Below are 19,258 nucleotides of genomic sequence, written 5' to 3' on the forward strand. Positions count from 1 at the left end.
ACTACATGATAAACGGCCAAACTCATATATACTTGAGTTTGGCCGTTTCAGTTTTAATTATATTAAAATAATTTCATTCAAATCTTCTTTACAGGTTCTGTTTTATCCCTTACCTATTCCCTACTATGATTGTGTAATTTTATTAGAAACTAATAATTTTTCAATGCATTTCGGTAACATATCTAATAGCGTTTCAAATGCGTAGTTTACATCTAGACGTTCTGTCCATTGATGTGCATCTTTTCCTACCGGCCCCATATTTAATACTGGAACATCAAACTCTTCTAATTCCTGAAGCGGAATTGAATAACCTTTATCCCATAATGGCATATTGTCTACAAGCGAACTCATTGAATCCAGTGGATACTGCAAGCCTACATAACTTAAATCTGAAATCCCCCCAAAATAATTTTGGTTTTCAAATGTAATTTTATGATTGTAGTGTGCATACTTTTCCATTTCTACAACTACCTCTTTTATTAAAGGATTGTTGCGTGAACTCACAGCTGGATAGTACGGCGGAGCGAAGAAAAGTACAATCATCGGTGCCTTTTCTTTACATAAAATCGCTAATTTATCTACTAAATCAATGGTTACCGCACGATCATCTTTATCTCCTCTATTTTTTATAATATTAGATTGAATATGATTTATTTTTTCTCGTCCATGTTGCTCAATTGCATATGTGATAAGCTCTTCATAAGTTAATACATTTACTTTGAGATTAGGTGGTATAAATGAATTATATTTAGAAAAACGATATGCATGTTTTTCATATGACTCTTCTATTTTCTCTGCTACTTTCGTTACTTTTTGACGTAACAATGCAACTACATCTGTCATTGATTTTTCTAATAAAAACAAATTAAATAATGTAACTGCACGATGCGGAATTTGTACAGAATAATCCTCTTTTAAGTCCCTTTGAAGTAAGTTAGTTGGCGGGGGACTCGCTTCCCCTTCTACAATATCACAAAGGTCTGTGTTTAACTCTAATTCTGCTGTTATTAATGAAGCCATATAACTCCCATTTAACCCTGCAAAAGGTTCACCTACATGTGTCTCTTTTCCGTAGCAAAGAAAACCAGGTAACACTTTACCAATAGAGCCAGTGTAAATATACTTATTTTGGTCACCAGGATGTCTTGAAAACATAGGCTCTGAGTTTAAGACCGTTTTATAATCTAAGTTATGCTCTCTTGCTAAATCTAACAGTCTCGGAACAGCGGCCCTCATCCCTACAGAATTTACTTCTTCATCTGGTACAGCCAATAAAAGAACATTCCCATCAAATCTTTCTTCGCAAGCTTGCTCAATCATTGCCATTTGTAATGCGAGGCCGCATTTCATATCCATTGTTCCTCTACCAAACAGCCATTCTCCATGTTCTATATCTTCACGTACATGGTCTGGAAGTTCATCTTTATGAGAATAAAACATAGATGTTAACTTTTTAGGATTAAATGCATCTTCTTTCCACATTCCGTAATCTTGTACATCTACAACATCAAAGTGACTTACTAGAATTACAGTATTTTTTGTACTATCGCTTTTCTTTACTAGTGCTGTAACAAAATATCGTCCGTCCCCTGTCGGATTTTTTTGCAAATGGTGCGGTTTTTGTTTGAAATACTGTAAGTCAGATAATTGTTCCACAACAAAGTCTGGCAATATTACTTCAGCTTCTGAACCGGTAATACTAGGAATTTCAACAAGACTGCTTAATAATTGAACCAATTGTTCTTTTGATTGCCACTTTGACATATAAATCCCCCTATTTTCCGCATTATGAAAACTAATTCCATTATATGAATAAAAAATGACGACAGCTATCAAAATTATAGTTCTGATGTACTGCCGATTTTTATTGATATTTCATGAGCCGCTTGTTTTACCTTGCTAATAAGAAAAGATAGTCGATCATCATTAATACGATGACTAATTAACCCAACACTTAATGCTCCTACTACTTTATGATTAAATCCGATAATAGGTGCAGCTACTGAAGCTGTCCCTTCTGTTTTTTCACCATAACTGACAGCATATCCTTCATTTTTTATTTGCTTTATTTGATTAAGAAGAATTTGCTTTTGTTCTGGTAATGAAGGAAGTAAATACTCTACAATATGTTCCATTTCATTCGTTTTCATATTGGCAAGCATCGTTTTATTTGCAGCACCAATTGAAAGTGGAATTTGTTCTCCTAGATTATCGATAACTCGAATTTTTAAAGGACTATCAATTCTTTCAATGATAATAGAATGTGTTCCGTTTGGAATATTCAAATAGACACTTTCTTCCACTTCAGAAGCCAAACGTTTCATCACTTCTCTTGCAACAGATCTATAGTCTACCTTCTCCAATTGACGCAACCCTATTTCCATCCACATTGGTCCAATTTTGTACTGTTTTGTCTCTGTAATTTGTGTAACTAACCCATGCTCCATTAGAGAGTTAAGTAATCTGTGTACTGTACTAACCGGGAGCTGTGTTCCATCAGCTATATCAGAAATAGCCCAATACTCTTTTTCATTTGTAGAATTCAATAATTTAATAATACTTATCGCTCGATCAATGGACTGTACCATAACTCGCCTCAACTTTACTCGTAATATGTTAGTACGCTTAATTAACTATCAATTTAGCAAACATTCGAAATGAAATCAATCTATTTATTTAATTTTCTAACAATAAAAACATATCACTAACAACGAATTGAAAACGCAAACAAAAAAATATTGACTTTTCTTTTTAATTATCTGAAAATTATAACAATATTTCACATCACGGAATACATTCCATAATACGGAAAAACATCAAACATTATTCTATCAACTACGAAAGTGAGGAAAACAATGGCGCAAATAAGCAATACAAACAATGAATTAAAACGTACGATGAAAAGTAGACACTTATTCATGATTGCACTCGGTGGTGTGATTGGAACCGGGTTATTTAACGGATCTGGCTTTATTATAAGTCAGGCTGGACCTGGTGGATCCGTACTTGCCTTTATTGCTGGTGGATTATTAATGTATTTCGTTATGCTATGTCTTGGTGAACTTGCTGTAGCCATGCCTGTTTCAGGTTCTTTTCAGGAATATGCTACTAAATTCATCAATCCTGCAACTGGCTTTACAATCGGATGGTTGTATTGGTTAAGCTGGGCGAATACGACCGGTCTTGAATTTACAACTGCCGGTATTACAATGCAGCGCTGGTTTCCTGATATTCCTGTTTGGGTTTGGTGTTTAATATTTGGCGTTACCATCTTCACTATTAACGCATTATCTGCTCGTAGTTATGCAGAAACAGAATTTTGGTTTTCAAGTATAAAAGTATCTGCCATTATAGCTTTTATAATTCTTGGTGGCGCCGCTATGTTCGGTTTTATTGATTTAAAAGGCGATGAACCAGCTCCACTTCTTTCAAATTTCGTAAATCATGGTGGTTTATTTCCGAATGGACTTGCAGCTATTCTATTAACAATGGTTACAGTCAATTATTCCTTCCAAGGTACAGAGCTTGTCGGAATCGCAGCAGGTGAAAGTGAAGATCCAGCAAAAACTTTACCTCGTTCTATTAGAAATATTATATGGCGCACAATGTTTTTCTTCGTCTTAGCAATCTTTGTTCTTGTTGCTTTAATTCCTTGGGAAGAAGCTGGATTAACAAAGAGTCCATTCGTTGCTGTTTTTGATAATATCGGTATTCCATATGCAGCTGATATTATGAACTTTGTTATTCTTACTGCTGTTCTTTCTGTTGCAAACTCAGGACTATACGCTGCTACTCGAATGCTTTGGTCTTTATCAAAAAACGAAATGGCTCCAGCATTTTTAAAGAAATTATCATCACGTGGGATTCCTCTCAACGCTTTAATCATGACAATAGCTATTTCTGCTTTTTCTCTTTTGACAAGTGTAGTAGCTGCTGAAACTGTTTACTTGTGGCTCATTTCAATTTCCGGAGTCATTACCATTATTGTTTGGATGTCAATTTGTGTTTCTCAATTCTTTTTCCGCAAACATTATTTAGCAGACGGCGGAAAATTAGAAGACTTAAAATTTAAAACGCCACTTTATCCACTCGTACCAATTCTTGGTTTTGGATTGTATGGCATTATATTAATCAGTCTTATTTTTATCCCAGAACAACGACTTGGAATCTATTGCACTGTCCCATTTATCATCTTTTGCTACACTTACTATCACTTTAAAGTTAAGAAAAGAAATTCTACTAACACTCATAGTGAAACTAAAATTAGCGAGACTTCGTAATATTTGACTATACATAAAAGACCACACATGGCGTTTCACTTCATGTGTGGTCTTTTTTCATTATTTTAATATGATTTCATCTGAATTTAATGAATATATCCCCTTTCCTACAAAAGTAGTAGAGTGTTCATTTAAACACTTACTACCTCAGTGGGATTTATCACATTCCAATTTCAATATAATAGTAAATAGGTATATCGGATATAGATGTACATTACTAGGCTTATACATATTTCAACTTTAGAATTATATTCACTATTCAATTGGTAGTTACCAATAAAGAAAGGAATGATCATAATAATACAGAACATATACGAAACTCATTTACATGTAAGAAATTTAGAGAAGGCAATAAATTTCTATCAAAACAAGCTAGGATTAACGTTAGCAAGAAAACTCTCCAAAAGAAGAGTGGCTTTCTTTTGGGTCGGAGAAAATAAACAACAAATGCTTGGACTATGGGAAGTACATAACATTGAAGACTTTGAGCCGAGACATTTTGCTTTTGGTGTAAATTTAGAGTTTTTAATGACTTCTAAAGCGTGGTTAGAGGAACGTGGAATAGCAGTGATAGGAAGTCAAGGAAAAGGAAATCAAGAGCCAATTGTCCAAAGGTGGATGCCTGCTGCAAGTGTATACTTTCTAGATTGTGATGGAAACAAATTAGAATTCATTTCTATGTTACATGAGAATCCAGATGAATTAGAATATGCGTCCTATTTAAGTGTATGGAATGCGGAACACCAAGAAAAATGAATGGAATTTTCGTTCAAGTCTTTTCTTATTTTTGGATATAATGTTGTACGATCCCCCCTTTTACTATGAATTTGTTAACATAATGCATTTACTGTCATCTTATATTTGTACTTACGTACGAGCAATTCCTAATCTGCTTCAATTACAATTTGAATTATGTAAATTTTCCTCTTATCTGGCATCTACTCTTTAAACACAAACTCCCCTTAAATCGAAAATGATTAAGGGGAGTTTTATATACGATGCAATTATAGTTCAGATTTCACTCGAACAGAAACATTATTTTTAATTATATTTTTGACATCTTTAAAGCTAACAAAATTGTTACTTTTCTCATCCCAAAGACGGAAACGTAGTGATTGTAAGCTTGTAGCAAGCGTAATCGTTGGTACATTTTTTAACGGAAGCGTATTATTGTGTGCCTCTTCTAGTTTATAGTTAGGTACTCTTGGGCTTAAATGGTGAACATGATGGAATCCAATATTACCAGTTAAGAACTGCAAAATTTTAGGAAGCTTATAAAAAGAACTTCCTTCCACTGCCGCTTTCACATATTCCCAATCTTTATCCTCTTCAAAATAAGAATCCTCAAATGTGTGCTGTACGTAAAACAGCCAAATCCCTACTGAACCTGCTATTAAGAATATAGTACCATGTACTAACAGAAACGATTGCCACCCAATTGCCCAGCAAAGTATAGCTACTACAGCAACAATTATAATATTCGTCAAATAAGTATTCATACGTTCTTTCTGTCTTGCATCTTTTCGGTTAAATCTATTTTTAAGCAAAAAAACATAAATCGGACCTAATCCAAACATAACGAATGGATTGCGATATAAGCGATATGCTAAACGAAGTCTAAATGGTGCAGCTACATATTCATCAACTGTAAGCGTCCAAATATCCCCTGTACCCCTCTTATCCAAATTACCACTTGTAGCGTGGTGAATAGAATGTTCATGCCCCCACTGATCAAATGGGAATAATGTTAAAACACCCATACACGTTCCAACTATTCTATTTGCACGTCGACTTTTAAAGAACGAATAATGGGTGCAATCATGAAAAATAATGAAAATTCTTGTCATAAATCCAGCGGCTAACAGTGCTGGAACTAATGTTAACCAATAAGAAACTGACAAACTTTTATAAGCAAGGTACCATAAAATAATAAATGGCACGATTGTGTTGATCAGTTGCCAAACACTTTTTTTAATCGTTGATTTTTCAAAAGGAGCAACTTGTTTTTTTAAATTTTTAGTATTTTCTAAGGTCATTGTTCTAATTCCTTTCCTTTTTGTTGCTAATTCATATTATAGCACACTATTAGTATCAGGTGTTAAAAGTAGCTATAATAAATATTATATACTATGAAAATCTCTTTTTTCTTACTCATTACTTACAAATTACTTACGCCCAAAACAGCTTCTATAATTGGACAGGCGGAGTATTTTATTTATAAAAGAAACTTCGAATTTTTCCAATAAGTACATAAAAAAACAGCAAGTTTTTTCACAAGAAGAAAAAAGCTGCGATAAGTCAGTTTCACCGACTTATCGCAGCTCCTCTTCGTTTTACCTTATTTTATCGATGAAGCCACACTGCACCTGCAGACTTGTCTTCAGCTTGGCCTACCACTTCAAACTTCAGTCCTAGTTTCGGTAACTTACGTCCTGCATCAGGAATAATGCTGTTGATGTATTGCTTAGAATCATCAAATTTTGCCACTCCTGGTAATCCTTTATAATCGAAGATACCGCGAGTTGGTGAATTTACTTTCCATGCTGGTGTTTGATCAAATGAGAATGCCGCATCGGCAATTTGGTAACGCGTACTGCTCTTCACAGTAGGTTGTCCATTTAATGTCCCTACAATTGCCTCTGGATGAGAATCTACTACTCCTAAGAACCCTTCACCTGGATGAACTCCTACCCAGTTATCTGTAAAACTTTGATCCGCATACCATACAACCATTCCTGTATTAAATACTGGGCCACGTGCATGTTGTAACGCAGTGTCAGAACCAGCGTAATTTCTCCACTCTACATAGTAATTATGTTTTTTCTGTTCAAATCCGTTAGACACAGTAAAGCCTTTTAACGTCATTGCTGGCTGACCTTCTGCATCATCAGAGAAAACAACTTTTCCATCTACAGTTAATGCTGCATTATCTAACGCAAACCCTTTATAAGCTACTGCAATATCTGTTAAGTACTCAAATTGCAGTTTTACTTTTTTTCCTTTGAATTGGCTTAAATCGTATGATTTATCAACCCACTTACCATCAGTTGTATCCGCGCCGCCTTTTACATCTTTTTCGCCCATTCTATCAATGCGTGTCTTCGTTCCATCTTCTGCAATCGCATATACGTCAAGGAAATCATACTTCGCTTCAAGTTCATAAAATGCCTTATAATCGAACTTAGCATCCTTTGCATTTGTTAAGTCAAATACTGGTGTCTCAAGTGTTGTATGAATGTCATTTCCTTTTGTACTGTAATAGAACTTCTTACCAAACGCTGATTCGATATTTTTTATATCTTTGTCCGGCAAGTTAACACGAACGATTCCAGGTCGTTTAGATTTTGTAGTACTTTGATCTACATATGTCGCAACACCGATTCCTTTGCTAAGTTTGTCATAATCTACTTCAAGGATATTCGCCCAGTTCCCCTTCATATTCTTTTGGAAAAACTCTTTATTTTGTGGTGAGAAACTCGTTGGCTCTGTTCCTGCAATTTTTCCAGCCCAGCTACCACCACTCATAATAGACCATGACTCAACAGGTTCACCTTGTCCTGAGTACTTTGTATCATATTCATCTGGTAAGCCTAAATCATGGCCATACTCATGTGCAAACACACCAACTGCCCCGTCTTCAGGCTCGATTGTATAATCATATGCAGCCATCTTTCCGCCCCAGTTCGAAACAGAAGATTTCGTGCCATCAATTGCATATGGTTTTGAACCTAGTTTTGAACGATGTGACCAAATCGCATCATCTTTCAATTTACCGCCGCCAGCTTCTTGACCAACACCAGCATGTACAACCATTAAATGATCAATAATGCCATCTGGCTCATTTTTATTTCCATCACCATCTTGATCGTATTGATCAAATTGGTCATAGTCTGCTAAATTGATTCCTTTTGCTACCGCTGCTTTTAATGCTTCTTTCACAAAATCTTTTGGTCCTAAAGGCCCCTTGTTATCATGCCCAGTACCTGCATCAGCACCATAATCTGATGCTTTTCCTGGAACAGTAAGCCATTCTGTTACAGTCCCATCAACTGTGTAGCTACCACCAGATTGTTCTTCATAATATTGCTTAAATGTGTTAATCTTCGATCCATCAAATAAAGTAAATGGTTCATCACCAAATAACATTTTTTGATAATGTTCACGATTAAAGTCTTTAGAATACATGTATCCTGGCTCTTGATCAATATTGTTATGCTTAAAATCGCTAAATTCTACAAGTAAAACAAGTACTTTATCTTTTCGAACAGCTCCATTGTATTCTTCTTGCTTCGCTGATGTAGTAGGTACTTTTCCATTTAATTTCCCAGGGTTCAATGCTGCACCTTGTCCAGCTACCGGGCCTACTTCAGGCTGCTGCGCCTGTTCATTTTCCTTCATTTTTGCATCTTTTACTTTTTTCATAAAATCAGAAGCTTCTTGCGTAAGACTATCTCCTGTTAAGATTTCTTTCCCAGGGTTTTCCCCTTTCTTTTTCTCAACATATTTTTCGACAGCCTTTGACGTCTCAGCTTGCGATGCAGATTGATCAATTACCCCCCGTTGTTTTAGCGCTTCAGCCAAACGCTCCTCCGGTATTAAGTGCTCATCTATTGGTAGAGATGATGTTGGTGTCTCAGCATACGCTGCGTGACCTCCAAAAGCAAACGTACTACTTAATACTGCTGCTGTTGTTAATACCGCTAATGGTTTTAATTTCTTTTTCTTTTTCAATGTATTTCCTCCCCAGTGTCTGCAAATTATCGTTTTTTGCCGATAACAACATAATATTCGTTATAATACGAATATTCAATCTTTTTTCAACAAATAAAATGTTGAGAAATATTTTTTATGCAGGGTGAAATACATAAGATAGAAAAACAAACTCACCTATAAATAACAGTGAACTTTTTTAGTAAAAATAAGAATTAAATATTTTCTATACTACTTAATCTATGGGTTACCATATTACTCACTAATCTCATTATTACAAGCTAATAGTGGTTCGTACATCATTATAGCGTGATTCTCTGTTACATATTGATCTTCTATTAACTGTTTCTGTAAATTATATACTTTACGTTGAATCACATTATGTCGTATATAACCGCCCCAGTATGCAGGTTGAATTGAGTGTTCTTTCTCATACACTTCATATTGATAAAGTTGCGGATAGACTGTTCTCCATTCACCAACTAAATGTTCATCTGTCATATAAAGGTGAAGTTGATACGGTTGATCCGTTTCATTTTTAATTTGTAAATCCAAATAGTTATAGGAACAAGTTGCCCCACTCCCAAACGGTTGAGTTCGCCTAGAATCAGGAAAGACATCAAAGCTATGACGATATCGTTCGGTTACTGTCAGTGGTGTATGTAGAGTCATCCAATATATTAAATTTGAAAGCTGACAAAGACCTCCTCCAATACCTGATTGAAAAGATCCGTAGTGTAATACCATACCTTCTACATACCCTTTTTTCCTCGTTGGCTTACCTATTAAACGCCAGTAAGAAAATGTTTCTCCCGGTCTAATGACGATACCATTTAGTTTTTTAACAGCAATTTTCAAATTAACAACCTTATTCTGTTGATACCACATATCTACATCTTTGAGCTTACGAAGTAATATTGTTTGGTGCTGAATTGCTGTACAAGGTAGCTTTTCTTGTTGGAACCTTTTTGCATATGTTTTTCCGTCTGCTAACCACTGAATGTGCCTCTTTGTAGAGTAATACCACTTCCCTAGCATAATGCGATACTTAGACCGCTGTTTAGGACGTAAGTGCACTATATTCATTTTATTCCCTCTCTCTTTCTTCAACTAAATTCTAATATATTTCTAATTCAATAAATTACAGTTTTCTTAACTGCATAATAATTTTCGCAAAAAAATAATAAATTTACTCTAGTGGAGATTTTATTTTGATGATTGCTTTATAATTATATAAAACTGAGCTTCAATACAATACATTGAAATAAACACATTATAAATATAACGGATAACCTTAAATAAAAAATAATGAACATTAAAGAAATTCTAAAGTATTAATATATTTTTCGTAAATATTAATTGATAACCCATTAGACTTTACTATATGTATAACTTCTTATTCTACAAAACGAAATTTTTTAATGTAAGAAAAAACTATACTTTCCCTTTAACATTGATACCAGTCTCATATGGAAAACTTTACAAAACAATTCGAACACTTACATTTAGAATAAACACAAAAAATTGCCACCAGTTAGCTTAACTGGTTAGCAATTTTTTAACGAGAATGCTTTACAAATAGTTGAATTGCTTCTTCTGGTACATAGCACTTTCCATTACTCTCTACAATAATACTTCTTAATTCATACCCTTTACCATTGATACGAATTATATTTTTGTTACCAAATAATTGTGCTTCTACTTTATTATGTTTTACTACCAGTAACGGGTTTGCTCCTTCGGTTTTGTTGGCTGTTACAGTTGCACCAATCTTCTTAAAGGCTTGTTCACTCTCTAAAAATATTTTATTCGTTACTTCTTCTAAGTTAAAGCCCATCGCTTTCGCCATCGTCTTCGCAATGTCTGTATTTTGGATTAAGCCTTCTGGTTTTTGAGGTCCATAAGAATGTAAGAATACATCCTCACCTGTATGTCCTCCTGTCGTAAAGCCGATATTTGCACGATTAGCCAATAATGTAGTAAGAATTCGTCCTACATCCATTTTCTTTTTTGCCGCTTTTAATTTTTCTTTTTCATCATGAGTTAGATTATCCAAACCGTATAGTTTAGCTACATCTTCTACATTTGATAAATCAGATTTCAGTTTATTTATAGTTCCTTCAAGTGTCATTTTCGCCTTTTTCAATGGATCAATGTATGCAGAAACCGGTGTAGTATTGTATCCTTTTGTCGTATTCCTATTCCCTATAGAGATGCCGCTGTTACCATGATCAGTTAAAGCGATGAGCATCGTATCCCCATCTTTCTTCGCAAATTGTAACGCCTTTGCTACCGCTTCATCAAATGCCAATATATCACTAATCATCCCAATTGGATCATTAGCATGGGCTGCCCAATCAGGCTTACTACCTTCTATGAATAAAAAGAAACCATCTTTATCTTTTGATAATGTTTGAATTGCTTTTTCTGTCATTTGAGAAAGTGTTGGTTGTTCTGGGTTTGTTGCTATACGATCCGTATCAAACGCAAGAGCATGATGTGAGAAAGAGCCCCAAATTTTATTAGATTTGGAGTTCAATAACGCATCTTTCGTTTCAACAAAATCGTATCCTTTGTTTTGAATCACCTTTACTAAATTTTCACCATCTTTTCGGATTCCATTACTTTGCATAGGTAACAGCGCCGCTTTTCCCCCGCCTAATACGACATCTATATTTTGATATACTTGCTGCTTCGCAATTACGTCAAATCGCTTGCGATTGACATGGTGAGCCGAGAATCCCGCCGGAGTAGCATGCTGAATTTCAGATGTAGCAACAATTCCAGTTGCACGACCAGTACGTTTTGCACCTTCTAATACGTTTGCGACCGGCCGTAACTTGTCCTCTTCTTTTATTGGCTCTAAGCTAGGCGAACTTACAATAGAAGGTAATACACCTACATATCCTGAATTTGATTTATTTCCAGTTGCTAATGCTGTTGCTGCTGGCGCTGAGTCTGTAATAGCTGATTCCGCCGAAAACGTACGAACTCCTCCTGTTACAATTTGATCTAACGTAAGCGGTGCCCCTTTATACCAGCGAGCCAATGTTGTCGCCGTTGAACTCGTTCCGTCCATAACCATCATAATTATATTTTTAGGCTGATGTTCTACTTTTTTCACCTTAGCTTTGGCCGCATGATAATTCATCATACTTTCCGTACTTAATACGCTTACTATTATAGCTGCCACTAATAGCAACTTTTTCATCTTCACACCATAATTCAACATGATTGTTCCTCCATAAACTTTGCATTCATTTAAATACACACTATTTCCTTTTCCATACCAAAACCTACATATGTTTTATTAGTTCCCAATTCTCATAAAGCTAACAATAGTTACTTTCCCTTTCTTTCCTTTATTAAATATCGGTATGTATCATCTATCTTATAAAAAAGATTTAACATCCTTTTCATTAATTACTTGTTTAACAATAAATCCTCGATCAAAAGAAATAAAAATTTATTGTTAAACAATAAATCCCGTGTTAAATTAATAAGATATTAAATAAATGAGGTGCTTTTTATGAAACAAGGATCCACACTCTTTTTAAAGACCGTTGTGATTCTGATCGGAATCCCCGTTCTTGCTATGTGCATTTTTTTAGTCCCTAAAATAGGAGCTTTCGCTGCAGAATTATATCCAGATATTGCATATATTAAATATCTTGTATTTATCAATTTATATGCAACAGCAATACCTTATTACTTCGCACTGTACCAAACATTTAAGCTTTTAAACTATATTGATAAAAATAACGCATTCTCAGAGTTATCTGTTCAAGCTTTAAAAAATATTAAGTACAGCGCATTGGCAATTAGTGTATTATATGTATTAGGTATGCCACTTTTCTATCTCGTGGCAGAGAGAGATGACGCCCCTGGCATTATTATTATCGGAATGATTATGATTTTTGCTTCAATGGTAATCGCGGTCTTTGCTGCCGTTCTCCAAAGACTATTAAAAGATGCTATAGATATAAAATCAGAAAATGATTTAACGGTCTGAGGTGAATAATATGGCAATTATTATTAATATTGATGTAATGTTAGCAAAAAGAAAAATGAGTGTAACAGAACTTTCGGAGAAGGTTGGAATTACAATGGCTAACCTTTCTATCTTGAAAAATGGAAAAGCAAAAGCAGTCCGTTTTTCAACTTTAGAAGCAATATGTAAAGCATTAGAATGCCAACCGGGGGATATTTTAGAATATCAACCTGAAGATACCGAATAAAAAGAGTCCTTCATACGAGTAATGGGTTCAGTTTAGGAAGAGAAAAATGCTAATAAACATTAGAAATAACAAACTAAAACGCTCAGAAAATATTCTGAGCGTTTTTTATTTCCTTCTTCAACTAAAGCACCAGTTAGTGTAAAAAGCTATTTCACCATTTGTATGGCTAACTTATCTTTTAACATTGACCTATATGAGTCAATTTCATATTTTGTATTATTGATTGTTTCTTTTTTCATTTTTAACATATCGAATATTTCTAATTCTAAATTCCTTCTAGCTTCAAGAACTTTTATCGCTCCTTCTACACCTGAATGGTGATGTTCTTTCCCATAGCCTTGGTTAGTGTAATAGTCGATAATTCCTGTGGACCATTCTGGAGTTCTTTCTTTTAACGCCTTCCTAAATGAAAATTCAAGATTATCTTGTTCTACATACAATAACATTGGGTTTAAATTTTCTATGATTTTTGCAACTTTCATTACATAATTTATTATTTTTTCTTTTTGTTCACCATATTTAATCATCCCAATAGTTAATGGATTTTGTATGAAACAACATTCAAAGATATAAACCTTATTGTCTTCTAGAGCGATTTCAGTAAAGTCATTCCATTTGTCAGCAATTAATTCAACATTTTTATCGAATGGTAATTCGTATATATCATTTTTTAAAATAATGTTAAATAATTCGTCCGAAAACTGGTCAACAAACTCATTTTTCATCTTTCTGTATGGTAATAAATAATTGCTTCCTTTTTTTAGAACTCTCTTAAGGAGCACTTCTTTAAAATCTCCACTGTTAGATAATAATCTATTGAACTCAAATTTATTAAAACAAGATACACCATCATAGTCGGCTGGGTGGTTCAAATTTCCCTCTAAAAATAGTTCAACTTCAATTTTATTTTGGCTTAGAATTTCATTTATTAGCTTTGCAGTGGTTGATTTTCCAAATCCAGGTAACCCTTCTACTATTATTAGTTTTGTATTCATAGTTATAAACCCCTATCTTCAAAGTATTTAACCAAGATTAAAAAAATCACTTAATCCACTACAATCACCCCTTCAAAATATGATATTTACCATTTCCTTTGAAAAAACCTTCTTAAAGTAATCTGAACGCTAGTTTAAGAACATTTTTTCACAATCTCTATAATTATTTTAACATAAATTTTCCATTTATCTTATTATTTAGAACGCTATTTAACTATATAAAAGCGCTTAAACACTGAAATAACAATAAAAAAAGGGATGCTAAATCATAAGTAATTTACATCTCTAATTTGTATGTTATTTTATATTTTCACTCCCGTAACTATACCCGTTATCATACGAAAAGGACTCTTTTTATTTCACATTACGGCGCAAAACTAATTTGACCAGTAAACAATAGGATAATCGCTATGATCCAAAATATAAAAAATGATGAGGACAATATTAATGAAAGAATAGCAATCCCCTTCTTCTCTGTTTTTTTCGTCATTGTGATTATTGAAAGCATGATACCTACACCTGTCAGGGCAATTGTAATATAATCTCCAACTATATTACCTGCATTCGCTATCCTTGTTGGCGTTATAAAAACGAATAGAAAACACAAAATGCCGATGAGTAAAGATATATAGCTTATTATACTGTACTTCTTTTTAGGAACTATTTCTGTTTTCATACTAATCCCCCCCCTTCTATATAGCTATGAGTTTATATTAGCATGAATAACCATAATTTGGTTATGATAAAAAGCAGATAAAACGGACACTATCACTTTATCTGTCTATTTCTATCTAACAACTAACCTGACTATTTCTTTACTAAAGATATACAATCATTCTTTAATCCACGGCAATTGGTATATAATAGCTCTAAAAAATAAAGACTGTACCTTTAAAATGAAAGATACAGTCTTTATTAATAACTTTTTTTATAAAGAAAACTCTCTATCACTCACTACCTTAAAAAACTCCGAGTAATGTGATAAAGAATAATCCGCTACATCACAATTACCTTGAAACATACATGTTGAAATACCTAATTCTTTTGCAGGTAATAAATCTAATTCTCTATCTCCAATAGCTAAATCAATATTGTATTTTTTATGCAGATGATTATAAGCTAAAGAGTTTGGCTTTCGAGGAAAGCCATCGTCAATTGTAACCATATCTACGAAGTATTTTTCCCAGCCGTAATATTTTAAAATGCCCATAACCCCTTCCCTATGTTTATGGGTCATAATCACATTTTTATTTGCAAATTTCAAAACCTCTTCGACACCTGCAAAAGGTTTCATATCTTTTGGCGTGAATTTCTCCTTCAAAACTTTAATCTTTTCTTCCTGCTCGCATGAAATATTATAATACTGAATTGCATGAGAGTATGATATTTTTAAGTTTTTGTATATTTCTTGTTTTTCTACTGAGTCACCTAATATTTCAGAAAGCATCATTGTATATGCAGGATACGTATCAAATAACGTCCCATCAAAATCCCATAAAATATTCATTCTATTCACCTTCTATTTTCAAATCATTCAATGACTAAATCCGCCCTATCCCTCGGCAATTCCGTTTCTAAGTAATAATCCTCTGCTTTCCAATACCTATTTTCAAATTTTGAAAGGTTTTTCTGTGTCTCCTCACTCTCACGTAGAAACCTTGTCTCTCTTGGACAGTCCAAATAGACCATATAATGAAAGAAATCTCTCCATTCTTTTCGCTGCAGAAAAACTCCTTCAATAACAATTACGCCTACAATAGGAATCTGTACTTTTTCCATTTCACATATATCTGTTTCTTCATGAAAGAAAGGTAATTTCAATTTTGTTTCATGTTGTAGCTTTTGAAAAAATTTCTGCTTTAGCCATTCAATGTCCCATTGTAAATAATAATACTCGTACCATTCTTCATATCCAGTATGATATCGTTTATTACGCTCCACTATGTGATCATCAATATGGAAAATATGAAACGGAATGCCTTCTTGTTTCATATTTTCTTTTAAATTGGCTACGAATGTTGTTTTTCCAGATCGACTTAAACCATCTATCCCTAAAATAAAGCGGTTTTCTTTATGCTTCTTCATAACATTTATAAGCTCATTTGTACTCATTACTTCTTCCACTCTTCTTTTAATAACGAGTATAGAATGGTATCATGAGCAACACCATTTTGAATCATATGTTTTCGAAGTAATCCTTCTTCTTGAAATCCTGCTTTTATTAACAATTTTTGAGAAGCTTTATTTTCTACATATACAACCGCTGCGATTCTTATTAGTTGCAGCATTTCAAATCCATAAGCTAAAATCGCTTGTAATGCTTCCGATGCATATCCTTGTCCCCAATATGTATCATCTAATTCATAACCAATTTCAGCTCGTTTATGATGATTATTAATTAAATGAAATCCGCACGTTCCGATTAATTGGCCCGTCCCTTTTTTCTCGATTCCCCAGCGAAATACACTGCCCTCTTCATAACGATTTTTAAACGTTTGAATCGTGGTTTTCGCTTGCTCAATATTTTCGAAAGAATCCATTCCGAAATAACGTATAACTGATTCTTTCGAAAAATATTGGAACATCGTTTCTGCATCTAATAGTGTAAGTTCTCTTAAGAGTAAACGTTCTGTTTCTAGTTTTGGAAATCCCATCTCTCTTTCTCCCTCTATTCTAATGAACTGCAAATTTCAATATAATTTCCATCTGGATCAGCAATGTAGGCAATTGTTTGTCCCCACGGTTTTACAATCGGTTCAACTAAAATCTTGATTCCTTGTTCTCTAAATTGCTCAATCGTTTCTTGTACATTCTCAACAACGAATCCTAATTCGAAATGAGAAAACTTTAATTCACCTTCTGTAAGCGGTAGTCCTGTTAATTCTTTCACATCTTGCCGCGTATTCATCGCTAAAATGGTAGTTCCAGTATTAAATTCAATATATGTACCGTGCTCTGCTTTTATAGGTAACTGTAAAATATCTTTATAGAATTTTAAACATTCCTCAAACTTTTCTACATATAAAATGATGTACTTCATTTTCAAATCCATTTTACATCCCCCCTTGTATCTATCCCTAAAATTTCGACAAAAGTCTCACAAAAACCTTGTTCCTTGTAGTAATGAGCAAAAAAAATGAGGCCGATTTCTCGGCCCCCCAGCTTATTGGCATAAAACAGGAGATTTGGTTTGGACATAACCAGTTCGTACTTTTATTATATTTTATTTTTTCTGAATTTTAAATACATTAAACACCTATTTATATTGAGAAAGTTTTTTGCTTGCATAAAATTAAAGATTTTAAGAAATGATACAAATGGAGGTGTATACATATGGAACCAATGCTATGTCCAAGTTGTAAAACGAACCGTACCCGCTTTAATATTCTTGAGCAACAAGTAAAACCAGTCAAGTTAAATCCACAAACTGGTCAAGTAGAAGAAGAATACACAAATGAAACGATGAATGCTTTTCATATGGCTTATCAAGGACCTACATACCGTGTCCAATGTGCTGTATGCGGACTTGTTGAAAACCCTGAACAATTTATTAAACCTGCGCAAAATCAGTCTTTCTAATAAAAACATGATTATCCCTTGTAGAAATAGATTTTTCTATAAGGGATTTTTTCGTTTAATACGTTAATTAAAAATGTATTTCTTCCTTATTATATGTTAAACTTCGCACTCTTTTGGAAATGTTTACATAAGCGAGGTAAAACAAATAATAAAAAAATAACGCTTCCATCAATATTTCTACTATTAACTTGTCATATAGTCATCTTTTACTTTTGGATCTTCGATTGGGAGAAAATCTCGACTTCTTACGGTTTAGCTATATGGATACTTTCTACTATTTGTGGTCTTTTACTTTATTTCCTTTATAAAAAACAAAAATCTAATAAAGTGATATTCAAGTTCGTTATTATTAATTACTTCTTCATTTATGATTTTTTTAGGTATTGTTACTGGTACATCTTTGTAACTGTTAGTTCTATACCTTAAATATACAATATTTTATTATATAAAAAATACCCAACAAAACAAGGATATATAGAAATTAAAGAAGATGATTTCCATTCAATATACAACCATCTTCTTTAATAAACCCAATCTTTGTTACAATATTTCATTTTTTAACTTTTTAATCTTCCTAAATAAATTAATAAACGCATATAAATATATACAAACTAAAAACCCAACCATACCTTTATATAATCCTGATTCTGATACTCCAAGAAAACATAAGTAAAACACTGGAATTAACATTACAAACATAATTGCAACGAACTGTATCAATTCAACAAATTTTTGTATCTTCGTTTCTTTGTCTGAATAAATATCAGGTAACTCATTTTCCTCGTCTACTTCTTTACAAAAATAATTCCACTTCGCAAAACTCGTTACATGTTTCCATCCACATATTTCATATATTTCAATATATTCTTTTTGTTTTTCTTTTGAATCTTTATAATCCAGTCTAAAATCCGCTTTATATACTACATCTTTTGGTTCAGTTTTCTTAAACGTATACATTACATTATACTTTTGTAAAGCCCATCCCTTTTGATGCATTTTTCTTAAAAAAGCTTCTTCTTTTTCCAAGCTCCATATCGCAAAAGGTTTGAATACCTTCTTTGTCTCCATTTCCCATTCACTCCCCTAATATACTATTTCCATTCCTTACAGATCTCTGCAATCTGTTATATTCTAGCTCTAACACTTCTCTCCCAAACGGCGTTAACTCATAGCACTTCTTTCTATCTGTAGAGGCAACTTCAACAATTAATTTTTCTTTAAGTAATTTCGTCGTATTCCCGTATAAAGTACCAGGACCGAGCTTTACTTCCCCATTTGTCATCTCTTCTACCATTTGCATAATTCCATATCCGTGCATTGGTTTCACTAGTGATAACAGTATGTAATATGTCGCCTCAGTTAACGGAATATATTTTTGCGCCTTCGTATTCATTATAACTACCTCCGATACATCGCCTTATGATATATCGACTTACGATACATCGTATATCGATAT

General features: G+C 33.6%; 19 protein-coding genes and 1 pseudogene. 6 read left to right on the forward strand and 14 right to left on the reverse strand.

Annotation, left to right across the window (positions count from 1 at the left end; all coding sequences use genetic code 11):
• Nucleotides 1-123: 123 nt before the first annotated feature.
• Together V6946_RS15595 and V6946_RS15600 are read right to left on the reverse strand one after the other, a co-directional pair.
• Entirely contained in the window at nucleotides 124-1,764 is a 1,641-nt protein-coding gene (locus V6946_RS15595; protein WP_006924532.1) for a M20/M25/M40 family metallo-hydrolase, read from the reverse strand.
• Nucleotides 1,765-1,838: 74 nt separating this feature from the next.
• Nucleotides 1,839-2,588, reverse strand: a complete 750-nt coding sequence (locus tag V6946_RS15600) for an IclR family transcriptional regulator (protein WP_006924534.1) — start codon at nucleotides 2,586-2,588, stop codon at nucleotides 1,839-1,841.
• Between the two features lie 267 nt (nucleotides 2,589-2,855).
• Between V6946_RS15600 and V6946_RS15605 the strand changes: the two genes are divergently transcribed.
• The gene (locus tag V6946_RS15605; protein WP_006924536.1) at nucleotides 2,856-4,280 is read left to right on the forward strand and encodes an amino acid permease; all 1,425 of its coding nucleotides are present in this window, start codon (nucleotides 2,856-2,858) and stop codon (nucleotides 4,278-4,280) included.
• Between the two features lie 297 nt (nucleotides 4,281-4,577).
• Complete coding sequence (locus tag V6946_RS15610) at nucleotides 4,578-5,036, forward strand: VOC family protein (protein ID WP_025687456.1); 459 nt, start codon at nucleotides 4,578-4,580, stop codon at nucleotides 5,034-5,036.
• 248 nt (nucleotides 5,037-5,284) lie between these two features.
• Here the strand turns inward: V6946_RS15610 and V6946_RS15615 are convergent, their stop codons facing one another.
• The 4 genes from V6946_RS15615 to V6946_RS15630 all read right to left on the reverse strand — a co-directional run bounded on the left by V6946_RS15615 (nucleotide 5,285) and on the right by V6946_RS15630 (nucleotide 12,222).
• The gene (locus tag V6946_RS15615; protein ID WP_406622063.1) at nucleotides 5,285-6,316 is read right to left on the reverse strand and encodes a fatty acid desaturase; all 1,032 of its coding nucleotides are present in this window, start codon (nucleotides 6,314-6,316) and stop codon (nucleotides 5,285-5,287) included.
• Nucleotides 6,317-6,623: 307 nt separating this feature from the next.
• Nucleotides 6,624-9,011 (reverse strand): immune inhibitor A domain-containing protein, encoded by a 2,388-nt coding sequence (locus tag V6946_RS15620; RefSeq protein WP_000727446.1) that lies wholly within the window; start codon nucleotides 9,009-9,011, stop codon nucleotides 6,624-6,626.
• Between the two features lie 234 nt (nucleotides 9,012-9,245).
• Nucleotides 9,246-10,076, reverse strand: a complete 831-nt coding sequence (locus V6946_RS15625) for a VanW family protein (protein ID WP_001028236.1) — start codon at nucleotides 10,074-10,076, stop codon at nucleotides 9,246-9,248.
• 472 nt (nucleotides 10,077-10,548) lie between these two features.
• The gene (locus V6946_RS15630) at nucleotides 10,549-12,222 is read right to left on the reverse strand and encodes an alkaline phosphatase (protein ID WP_006924548.1); all 1,674 of its coding nucleotides are present in this window, start codon (nucleotides 12,220-12,222) and stop codon (nucleotides 10,549-10,551) included.
• A gap of 297 nt (nucleotides 12,223-12,519) precedes the next feature.
• Here V6946_RS15630 and V6946_RS15635 point away from each other — a divergent pair, with 297 nt between their 5' ends.
• Both V6946_RS15635 and V6946_RS15640 read left to right on the forward strand, forming a co-directional pair.
• A complete protein-coding gene (locus V6946_RS15635) occupies nucleotides 12,520-13,002 on the forward strand; it encodes a DUF2975 domain-containing protein (protein WP_000809113.1) in 483 nt (160 codons plus the stop codon).
• A gap of 10 nt (nucleotides 13,003-13,012) precedes the next feature.
• Nucleotides 13,013-13,228, forward strand: a complete 216-nt coding sequence (locus tag V6946_RS15640; protein ID WP_000974619.1) for a helix-turn-helix transcriptional regulator — start codon at nucleotides 13,013-13,015, stop codon at nucleotides 13,226-13,228.
• A 146-nt stretch (nucleotides 13,229-13,374) separates the two neighbouring features.
• Here the strand turns inward: V6946_RS15640 and V6946_RS15645 are convergent, their stop codons facing one another.
• The 6 genes from V6946_RS15645 to V6946_RS15670 form a co-directional block, all read right to left on the reverse strand.
• Nucleotides 13,375-14,223 carry a hypothetical protein gene (locus V6946_RS15645; RefSeq protein WP_006924554.1) on the reverse strand — a complete coding sequence of 283 codons (849 nt, stop codon included), beginning with the start codon at nucleotides 14,221-14,223 and terminating at the stop codon, nucleotides 13,375-13,377.
• Between the two features lie 364 nt (nucleotides 14,224-14,587).
• Nucleotides 14,588-14,899: a hypothetical protein gene (locus V6946_RS15650; RefSeq protein ID WP_000845548.1), complete on the reverse strand. Its 312-nt coding sequence runs from the start codon at nucleotides 14,897-14,899 to the stop codon at nucleotides 14,588-14,590.
• A gap of 252 nt (nucleotides 14,900-15,151) precedes the next feature.
• Nucleotides 15,152-15,730, reverse strand: a complete 579-nt coding sequence (locus V6946_RS15655; RefSeq protein ID WP_001024236.1) for an HAD-IA family hydrolase — start codon at nucleotides 15,728-15,730, stop codon at nucleotides 15,152-15,154.
• Nucleotides 15,731-15,753: 23 nt separating this feature from the next.
• The gene (locus tag V6946_RS15660; RefSeq protein ID WP_366981451.1) at nucleotides 15,754-16,335 is read right to left on the reverse strand and encodes a kinase; all 582 of its coding nucleotides are present in this window, start codon (nucleotides 16,333-16,335) and stop codon (nucleotides 15,754-15,756) included.
• Nucleotides 16,335-16,877 carry a GNAT family N-acetyltransferase gene (locus V6946_RS15665; RefSeq protein ID WP_006924560.1) on the reverse strand — a complete coding sequence of 181 codons (543 nt, stop codon included), beginning with the start codon at nucleotides 16,875-16,877 and terminating at the stop codon, nucleotides 16,335-16,337. The genes V6946_RS15660 and V6946_RS15665 overlap by 1 nt, the downstream gene beginning before the upstream one ends.
• Before the next feature lie 14 nt (nucleotides 16,878-16,891).
• The gene (locus V6946_RS15670) at nucleotides 16,892-17,275 is read right to left on the reverse strand and encodes a VOC family protein (protein WP_006924562.1); all 384 of its coding nucleotides are present in this window, start codon (nucleotides 17,273-17,275) and stop codon (nucleotides 16,892-16,894) included.
• Between the two features lie 281 nt (nucleotides 17,276-17,556).
• Between V6946_RS15670 and V6946_RS15675 the strand changes: the two genes are divergently transcribed.
• Nucleotides 17,557-17,802: a hypothetical protein gene (locus V6946_RS15675; protein ID WP_000433609.1), complete on the forward strand. Its 246-nt coding sequence runs from the start codon at nucleotides 17,557-17,559 to the stop codon at nucleotides 17,800-17,802.
• Between the two features lie 93 nt (nucleotides 17,803-17,895).
• Nucleotides 17,896-18,228, forward strand: a pseudogene (locus V6946_RS15680) (hypothetical protein).
• A gap of 114 nt (nucleotides 18,229-18,342) precedes the next feature.
• Here V6946_RS15680 and V6946_RS15685 read toward each other — a convergent pair.
• On the reverse strand, nucleotides 18,343-18,870 hold the full coding sequence (locus tag V6946_RS15685) for a DUF2812 domain-containing protein (protein WP_406622065.1): 528 nt from the start codon (nucleotides 18,868-18,870) through the stop codon (nucleotides 18,343-18,345).
• 7 nt (nucleotides 18,871-18,877) lie between these two features.
• Nucleotides 18,878-19,195 (reverse strand): PadR family transcriptional regulator, encoded by a 318-nt coding sequence (locus V6946_RS15690; RefSeq protein WP_006924579.1) that lies wholly within the window; start codon nucleotides 19,193-19,195, stop codon nucleotides 18,878-18,880.
• Between the last annotated feature and the right edge of the window lie 63 nt (nucleotides 19,196-19,258).

The sequence above is a fragment of the Bacillus sp. PPSBB_2 genome, assembly GCF_045291115.1.
Lineage (GTDB): Bacteria > Bacillota > Bacilli > Bacillales > Bacillaceae_G > Bacillus_A > Bacillus_A cereus.

Coding starts and splice junctions, on each gene's coding strand:
- V6946_RS15595 (WP_006924532.1), bottom strand. CDS start 1,764: ATGTCAAAGTGGCAATCAAAAGAACAATTGGTTCAATTATTAAGCAGT.
- V6946_RS15600 (WP_006924534.1), bottom strand. CDS start 2,588: ATGGTACAGTCCATTGATCGAGCGATAAGTATTATTAAATTATTGAAT.
- V6946_RS15605 (WP_006924536.1), top strand. CDS start 2,856: ATGGCGCAAATAAGCAATACAAACAATGAATTAAAACGTACGATGAAA.
- V6946_RS15615 (WP_406622063.1), bottom strand. CDS start 6,316: ATGACCTTAGAAAATACTAAAAATTTAAAAAAACAAGTTGCTCCTTTT.
- V6946_RS15625 (WP_001028236.1), bottom strand. CDS start 10,076: ATGAATATAGTGCACTTACGTCCTAAACAGCGGTCTAAGTATCGCATT.
- V6946_RS15630 (WP_006924548.1), bottom strand. CDS start 12,222: ATGTTGAATTATGGTGTGAAGATGAAAAAGTTGCTATTAGTGGCAGCT.
- V6946_RS15635 (WP_000809113.1), top strand. CDS start 12,520: ATGAAACAAGGATCCACACTCTTTTTAAAGACCGTTGTGATTCTGATC.
- V6946_RS15640 (WP_000974619.1), top strand. CDS start 13,013: ATGGCAATTATTATTAATATTGATGTAATGTTAGCAAAAAGAAAAATG.
- V6946_RS15645 (WP_006924554.1), bottom strand. CDS start 14,223: ATGAATACAAAACTAATAATAGTAGAAGGGTTACCTGGATTTGGAAAA.
- V6946_RS15650 (WP_000845548.1), bottom strand. CDS start 14,899: ATGAAAACAGAAATAGTTCCTAAAAAGAAGTACAGTATAATAAGCTAT.
- V6946_RS15655 (WP_001024236.1), bottom strand. CDS start 15,730: ATGAATATTTTATGGGATTTTGATGGGACGTTATTTGATACGTATCCT.
- V6946_RS15660 (WP_366981451.1), bottom strand. CDS start 16,335: ATGAGTACAAATGAGCTTATAAATGTTATGAAGAAGCATAAAGAAAAC.
- V6946_RS15665 (WP_006924560.1), bottom strand. CDS start 16,877: ATGGGATTTCCAAAACTAGAAACAGAACGTTTACTCTTAAGAGAACTT.
- V6946_RS15670 (WP_006924562.1), bottom strand. CDS start 17,275: ATGGATTTGAAAATGAAGTACATCATTTTATATGTAGAAAAGTTTGAG.
- V6946_RS15675 (WP_000433609.1), top strand. CDS start 17,557: ATGGAACCAATGCTATGTCCAAGTTGTAAAACGAACCGTACCCGCTTT.
- V6946_RS15685 (WP_406622065.1), bottom strand. CDS start 18,870: ATGGAGACAAAGAAGGTATTCAAACCTTTTGCGATATGGAGCTTGGAA.
- V6946_RS15690 (WP_006924579.1), bottom strand. CDS start 19,195: ATGAATACGAAGGCGCAAAAATATATTCCGTTAACTGAGGCGACATAT.